Consider the following 7,454-nt stretch of genomic DNA (forward strand, 5'->3'; position numbering starts at 1 on the left):
CTATTCCTTTGCGTTTAAAAATCCATCCAACTCTAATTGAATACATAATTTTTTTTAACGCAAAGCTTTAATTTTATTGCGCTTACTGTTAAGTGAGCTAAGAGTAAATCGATTTCCAATCGATTTTGACGAAGCTTACATTTCAAAAGAAAATCAGAGATTTTCAAAAACTTATGTGAACTTCTCAGCAGTTTATTTGTAACTTCATTCTCCTAAAGTGTTCCTAAAACTTTTGTGACTTTTGTGGTTATAGCTTTCTCCCAACAGCTCAGGTAAATTGATTTTATACCGCTCGATTTTGACGAAGCTGATGTTTTTTCATACAGCTTATTCAGCGACAAAGTCGCCCTACTTTGCATTCTTACAATAAAGCACTCGAATCACTATTCCTTTGCGTTTTAAAAATCCATCCAACTCTAATTGAATACATCAAGTTTTATAACGCAAAGTTTTATTCTTATTACGTTTTATTTTAAGCAAGCTAAGAATGAATCGATTTCCAATTGATTTTGACGAAGCTTACATTTCAAAAGAAAATCAGAGATTTTCAAAAACTTATGTGAACTTCTCAGCAGTCTATTTGTAACTCCATTCTCCTAAAGTGTTCCTAAAACTTTTGTGACTTTTGTGGTTATAGCGTTTTCCCGGCAGCTCAGGCAGATCTATATATATACCATTCCAGCAACGTCACCAGGGTTTACGGTTTTCCGTAATTTTTTTTTATGGGTTGTTTGTAGTTTCGAACATTATAAAACACAATGTTTTGATACTCCTTCATAGAAAAACAACCTATATATTATGAATAAAAAAATAACTCCTGCAGATCTCTTTTTGGGAATTCTGGCATTACTACTGATCAGTGTAAGTTTTTACCAGACCTGGCTCGGGCTGCAACAGATTTTTGGCCCGGCATCTTTTGTTATTGCCCTGGTGCTCTCATTACTGCTCCTGTTTCTATGCTGGATGCTGAGGAATGCTAAACTTGAAGGCAGACCAACGGGAAGCCTTGTCGGGATTTACCTCTTTATTGCCTCTTTTTGTTTCATTGCCAATTTTAATGCTTTGTATACAAGATTTATGAAGACCGATATCTATACGGATGAACTTCGGGATATCAATAAAAACTTCACGAGTCTGGAAAACGATGTAGAATCAAAGTTAAGTTACAAATACAATAAAGTAACCACCCAGAATATCGAAATTAAAAAGAAGCAGCTGATGGAACAGATTAAAGATCCCGGAAATAAAGGGATTGGAACCCGTGCACAATCTTTAATCAGGGATATTGAAAAGCTGACCGGTCAGAAGGTTGACCTGCTTACTCCGGTAGGAAATGACTATGAAGATCTTTCAGAAAGAATGGGACATCAGATTGACAATATGATTTCGGACCTATCTCCTGAAGAAAGAGCCTTAAAAACCGATATCAATAATGCCGCCTTGAAATGGAACAAAAACATCCAGGAACTGCTTCTGCTATCCAAAAAAGAAAAAGATGAAATGTCTCAAGGGTTAATTGATGAATCCCTGGCTGATTACAATAAACTGGGAAGCAGGTCACAAACGGTCTTAGGAAATGAAAAAATCCATTTTGAGCCCGTTGTATCGCAGACACAGCAGGTGGGAAAAATTGGTTTCGCTTTTGAGCATGCCATTAAAAACTTTGGAATGTACCAATTTGTAGTCCTGGCAGGATGTATCTTACTGGATTTCGTGATTGTCATTATTATTTTACTGGTCACTACTCCTGGCGGCTACAACAGAAATAACGGAGGCAGTGTATTCAGCAATAAAAGAAGTGGTAAAACTATAATTCCCAATAATTAAACTATGGAAACTAACGACCAATTAAAGCCTTTATCTTTTGATATTGAAACTGAAGAAGCTTTAAAACCGCTTTCTTTTGAATTTAAAAATGATGCTCCTGAAGATTTTGTTCCTATTGCAAAAACCATATCCAATGATATAAAAAATAAAGAAAGCAACTTTGTTTTTTTCTTTGGAACAGCAGAATCCGGGAAATCAGTGATCCTTTCCTCTATGCTGTATTACCTCAGATCATATGCCGGGGTTTTAAGACCTAAACTGGGTACTCCAAATTCTAAGGAAGCCAACGTTCTTCTTTCGGATTTTTTTGAAAATATACGCCAGGGGGTTTTGCCCAACAGAACAACCAGAGATCAGGTAACCCGTCTGGACCTTGTCTTTGAACCCAATAATAAATCTAAAAAAGTAGTGCCGATAGATCTTACTTTTCTGGAAACTTCGGGAGAAAACCACAATGATATCCGAAGAGGTGGAAGCTATCACAGCAGTATAGAATCTTTTTTGAATGCCAATATTCCGCTGACCTTTATTATTGTAACCAGTTATGAATCTGCTTATAAAGATGACTCCCTGATCAATGAATTTCTGGATGAACTGGAAAGAAAGGGTAAAAATTTAAAATCCGTCAATGCGATACTGGTGATTTCAAAATGGGATAAATCCGGAAGAATGGATGTGGAAAGCGCCGAAGAGTTGGATGGTTTTATCTCCGAACGCCTTCCAATGACTTCACAGCGTATTGATACCTATGGCTTAAGCAAAACCTATTACACCGTAGGAAGTGTGCAAAATGCAACCGGTGAAGAGAGGATTAATTTACTCAATCTTTCTACAGCAGAGGTTTTATCGAAATGGCTGTACCGAAGCATCATTGGCTATGATCTGGACTATGAAGGAACATTTTGGGAACGTTTAAAATTTAGTTTTACAAATTAATGGATACTACTTATTTTTTCTCTGCATTCGGTACCTTTGGCAATCCATACGGTTTCAGGCAGTCTTTTTTCCTGGGTGGAAACAGGAATATTGCAAAGGAAATCAGAACCTATGATTTAAAAACAGATGCCATTAAGCTATTTCCCCAAAGCAGCATTTATTCCATCCGGAAAGATTTTGCCGGCGACTGTAATCTCATTTCTTATGCTGTCTACAAATTTGCAAAAGAGCAAAATTCTGACCGGGGCGGAACTTTTATAGGCTCAAGCCTTCTTTTCATTGATAAAATTGCATCGGAAAGCCTTGTCATCAATACATTGAATGATTTTCAGGATCAACTTGAAAAAAATAACCTGTCTGAAGGGACAATTGCGGTAAACCACTCTGATAACTTTTCGATACGAAAGCCCAAAGATTTTGATAAAATAGGGTTCAATGTCCGGGAAATGGAGGATTTAAATTTTACCAGGGCTACCCAAAACTACCTGGTTATTTATTGTGAAACCAATCCGGCCCAATTACAAAACTTTTTTACCAAGGCACTGGATCTTTTGAATGTGTATGATACCCTCTATTTTACCCAAAGTCACGAAATTGCAGAATTTGTAAAACAGAAAGGAATTTTTAAAATTGTAGATACCGGTGGTTTTAATAAAGAAATTGAAAAATTTCATGAAGAAAGAATTCGGGAGGTTCAAAATGCTGTTGCTGATCTTAAAAAGGAAAAAGTAAACCTTAAAGAAGAAAAGACGCAACTGATGGATGATCTCAGGAAACAGGTCGAGCGAAATGAAAAAAAGCATCAGGAAAATGAAGTCAAAATTCAAGAATCCAAAACAGGAATAGACCTCATCAGCCGGGAATACGAACAGTATGCAGAAAAAATTGATACTGTGATCAGGAATTTAGAATCAGATGGAAAAGTAGAGACTGCAAAGAAAAGATATCTTGAGTATAAAAAAACACTGATCAATACCATCAGCCAAAATAAGAATATAGAATCGCTTGATTCAATTTCTTCTTTTAATACCAGAGCAGGAAATTCAAGAGAAAACAGGCCGTATGGAAATGATCTTGCAGAGTTCAACAAAGGTCGTAGAAATCATGAGGAAAAAGAATTCAGACTGGATGTTTTCAAAGTGCTGACATTTGTACTTTCTCTTCTATTAATCCTAGTTGTGACTGGATATTTTGTATTTTTGGATGCCGGAAAATTATTTCAAATCAGTTTATGAGGAGATTACTATTCCAATGCTGACTCCTTTTTAATCTGAATTTCCACCATGATGAATTTATTCATGCATCAATACTAAAAAATCAAAGAATACCCAACGGAAATCTCTGATTTCCTTGTGCCTTAAAAACACCATATTATTTAAATTCCTTTGCGTCTTTGCGTTTTCCAACCTATAGACTCATCTTCTCCAGGACTCCCCTATTAAAATACCCTTACAAATCCTAATGTAAGGGTATTTTATATCTCTATAATTTTTCAAATCAACCCAAGAAATCGCATGTATTTTTTCCAGAAAAAAGTACCACATATTTTAAAAACATCATGAAATCCAATCTATTAAAAATAAAATTGTTTATATTTAAATGAATAAAATAGCAGCAGAATTCAATGTTTTGAAAGGCAAGATAATTGCAGTTATCTAAAAACCACACAAAATCAGACCTATGAATGTACAGTTAGATTCACATGCTAAAACTGAAAATGAGCCTATTGATTATTTTCTTCAGGATGTTTTAAACGGCTTACAAAGCACTCCCAAAAAGTTATCTTCAAAATACTTTTACGATAAAATTGGAGATCACCTTTTTCAGCAAATTATGGCAATGCCTGAATATTACCTTACCCGTTGTGAGCTTGATATTTTTAAAAATAAAACCGATGAACTTGCCGGCCTCCTCATTCCGGAAAATGAGCCTTTCGATTTGATTGAATTGGGAGCAGGTGACGCCATGAAATCTACCTATTTACTTGAATATTTGGTGAAAAAAGGAGCTGACTTTACTTATATGCCCATTGATATTTCCGGGAATATCCTTTCCATACTCTACAAAAAAGTAAGCAGTCAATTTCCAGCATTGGAAGTAACCTGCCTGGAAGGTGACTATTTTGAGATGCTTCAAAAAGCGGCTTCATTATCCAACAGGAGAAAAGTGGTTTTATTTTTAGGAAGCAATATTGGAAATATGTCCCTGGAGGAAGCTGAAAGTTTTTGTTTGCATCTTAATAAAAACCTGTCTTCAAAAGATCGTGTATTGGTAGGTTTTGATCTTAAAAAAAATCCCCACATTATTTTGGATGCCTATAATGATAAAGAAGGGATTACAGCTGCCTTTAATCTTAATCTCCTGACACGAATCAATAACGAACTGGAAGGAAATTTTGATCTGGAACAATTTCAGCACTACCAAACCTATGATCCTGTAAGTGGGGCCTGCAGAAGTTTTCTGACAAGCCTTAAAAACCAAAAGGTAACGGTTGGAAATGTCAGCATTTCATTTGAAGAACATGAACTTATCGATATGGAAATTTCTCAGAAGTTCTCTGCAGAACAGATCAGCGCATTGGGAGAGAAATCAGGGTTTGCCATAACCGGAGAAATTAAAGATTCTAAAAAATGGTTTGTAGACAGTATCTGGCAGGTACAATAAAAGTAAAGCATCTGAAAAAAGTATTGGATGCATTCGATATAAACTACATCACTAAAACTAAAAGACATGACACCAGAGATCACCACAAAAGATATAGTGAAAAAATATACGGATATCCGCAGACGTTCAGAAGAGATCTGTGCCCCGTTGGAAATCGAGGATTATGTAGTACAGCCCATCGTTGATGTAAGCCCACCGAAATGGCATCTCGGTCATACGACCTGGTTTTTTGAAACTTTTATTCTGGCTCCTCATTTTCCTGAATATGAAATTTTCGATCCTCAGTATAATTTTGTTTTTAACAGCTATTACGAAACTATTGGGGCAAGAGTAATCCGTACAGACCGGGGAAACCTCAGTCGCCCTTCTGTTTCAGATATCTATCAATACCGGAAATATGTGGATGAGCAGATGAAAGTTTTTCTTCAGAGCAGATTTATGACGGAAACCATTGAACCGTTATTGGAACTGGGTCTGAACCATGAACAGCAGCATCAGGAATTATTAATGACTGATATTAAATATATCCTGGGACATAATCCGCTATTTCCAGCCTATACAAAAGGGAAACAAACTGTAAAACCCTACGTGGAGGATGTACACATGCTCAGATTTTCGGAAGGCCTTTATGAAATAGGCTTTCATGGAGAAGGATTTTGTTTTGACAATGAGTTAGGAAGGCATAAAGTCTACCTTACCGGTTTTGAAATAGCCAGCCAGCTTGTGACCAACGGTGAATATTTGGCATTTATGGAAGCTGGTGGGTACAAAGATTTCAGGTACTGGCATGCCGAAGGCTGGGATTGGGTGAAGCAAAGCCATGCTGAATCTCCATTGTACTGGCATTATATAGACGGCAAATGGATGAATTATACATTGAACGGATTACAGGAAGTGGATCCTAATGGTATCCTGTGCCATATCAACTTCTATGAAGCATCTGCTTTTGCATCCTGGAAGGGAATGCGTCTTCCTACTGAAGCAGAATGGGAAGTGGCATCAGATCATTTTAATTGGGGAGACCGCTGGGAATGGACCAATTCGGCCTACCTGCCCTACCCTCATTTTAAAAAAGAAGCAGGAGCTGTGGGCGAATACAATGGAAAATTTATGGTCAATCAAATGGTTTTACGCGGTGCTTCCGAAGCCACACCTCCCGGCCATAGCAGAAATACCTACCGTAACTTCTTTCAAACCAATTTAAAATGGCAGTTTACAGGAATCAGACTTGCCCAATAATTTTTGCCGATGATTACAGTTGAATCAGTTTCAAAAAGTTTTAACGGAAAAACCGCAGTAGATCATATTTCTTTTCAGGCCTATGATCAGGAAATACTCGTGCTCTTAGGAACCAGCGGCTGTGGGAAAACAACCACCCTTAAAATGATCAATCGGCTTATAGAAGCAGATTCCGGAAACATCCTTATTGACGGCAAAAATATCCGTGATCAGAAAGCTGAAGAGCTGAGAATGGGAATAGGTTTTGTGATGCAGCATTCCGGATTATTTCCTCACTATACCATCCAACAGAATATTGCGGTAGTTCCTGAACTGCTGAAATGGGAGAAAAAGAAAACGGAAACAAGAACCCACGAGCTTTTAGCTAAGCTTCACCTTTCGGAAGAGGTACTTTCACGGTTTCCCAATGAATTAAGTGGCGGACAGCAGCAGCGGGTTGGCATTGCCAGAGCTTTGATTGCCGATACTCCGGTTTTACTGATGGACGAACCTTTTGGAGCCCTGGACAATATTACAAAAGCAGATATCCATTCCGAATTTAAATCTTTGGAAGAGCTTAAAAACAAAACAATAGTATTGGTTACCCATGATGTACAGGAAGCTTTTGAGCTGGGTCACCGGATATGTCTGATGGATCAGGGGAAAATTGTTCAGACCGGTACTCCAAAAGAAATGCTTTATCGTCCTGAAAATAATTTTGTCCTCAATTTTTTTGCTGAAAACCGGCTTTTGCTGGAATATAAAGTAGCCACTTTACAGGATATTGCCCCTTTCCTGAATACTGAAGA

Annotated in this window: 6 protein-coding genes; all 6 read left to right on the top strand. The window is 37.3% G+C overall.

Translation table 11 applies throughout. The annotated features are described in order from the left end of the window. The first annotated feature begins 798 nt into the window (after positions 1–798). The gene (locus tag JML65_RS23540; protein ID WP_047486812.1) at positions 799–1,827 is read left to right on the top strand and encodes a hypothetical protein; all 1,029 of its coding nucleotides are present in this window, start codon (positions 799–801) and stop codon (positions 1,825–1,827) included. Positions 1,828–1,830: 3 nt separating this feature from the next. Continuing rightward, positions 1,831–2,763, top strand: coding sequence for a hypothetical protein (locus tag JML65_RS23545; protein WP_047486815.1), 933 nt, complete (start codon positions 1,831–1,833; stop codon positions 2,761–2,763). After that, positions 2,763–3,998 carry a hypothetical protein gene (locus JML65_RS23550; RefSeq protein ID WP_202272558.1) on the top strand — a complete coding sequence of 412 codons (1,236 nt, stop codon included), beginning with the start codon at positions 2,763–2,765 and terminating at the stop codon, positions 3,996–3,998. The genes JML65_RS23545 and JML65_RS23550 overlap by 1 nt, the downstream gene beginning before the upstream one ends. A 445-nt stretch (positions 3,999–4,443) precedes the next feature. Next, positions 4,444–5,427, top strand: a complete 984-nt coding sequence (gene egtD / locus JML65_RS23555) for an L-histidine N(alpha)-methyltransferase (protein WP_202272560.1) — start codon at positions 4,444–4,446, stop codon at positions 5,425–5,427. A gap of 66 nt (positions 5,428–5,493) precedes the next feature. Beyond that, positions 5,494–6,666: an ergothioneine biosynthesis protein EgtB gene (gene egtB / locus JML65_RS23560; RefSeq protein WP_202272562.1), complete on the top strand. Its 1,173-nt coding sequence runs from the start codon at positions 5,494–5,496 to the stop codon at positions 6,664–6,666. Between the two features lie 9 nt (positions 6,667–6,675). Next, on the top strand, positions 6,676–7,454 hold a 779-nt coding region (locus JML65_RS23565; protein ID WP_202272564.1), incomplete at its 3' end, for an ABC transporter ATP-binding protein.

It is taken from the genome of Chryseobacterium sp. KMC2, assembly GCF_016756935.1.
In the GTDB taxonomy this organism is placed as follows: domain Bacteria; phylum Bacteroidota; class Bacteroidia; order Flavobacteriales; family Weeksellaceae; genus Chryseobacterium; species Chryseobacterium rhizosphaerae.

Excerpts from the sequence above, each read along its gene's own strand:
- JML65_RS23540 (WP_047486812.1), top strand. The coding sequence starts at position 799 with ATGAATAAAAAAATAACTCCTGCAGATCTCTTTTTGGGAATTCTGGCA.
- JML65_RS23545 (WP_047486815.1), top strand. The coding sequence starts at position 1,831 with ATGGAAACTAACGACCAATTAAAGCCTTTATCTTTTGATATTGAAACT.
- JML65_RS23550 (WP_202272558.1), top strand. The coding sequence starts at position 2,763 with ATGGATACTACTTATTTTTTCTCTGCATTCGGTACCTTTGGCAATCCA.
- egtD (WP_202272560.1), top strand. The coding sequence starts at position 4,444 with ATGAATGTACAGTTAGATTCACATGCTAAAACTGAAAATGAGCCTATT.
- egtB (WP_202272562.1), top strand. The coding sequence starts at position 5,494 with ATGACACCAGAGATCACCACAAAAGATATAGTGAAAAAATATACGGAT.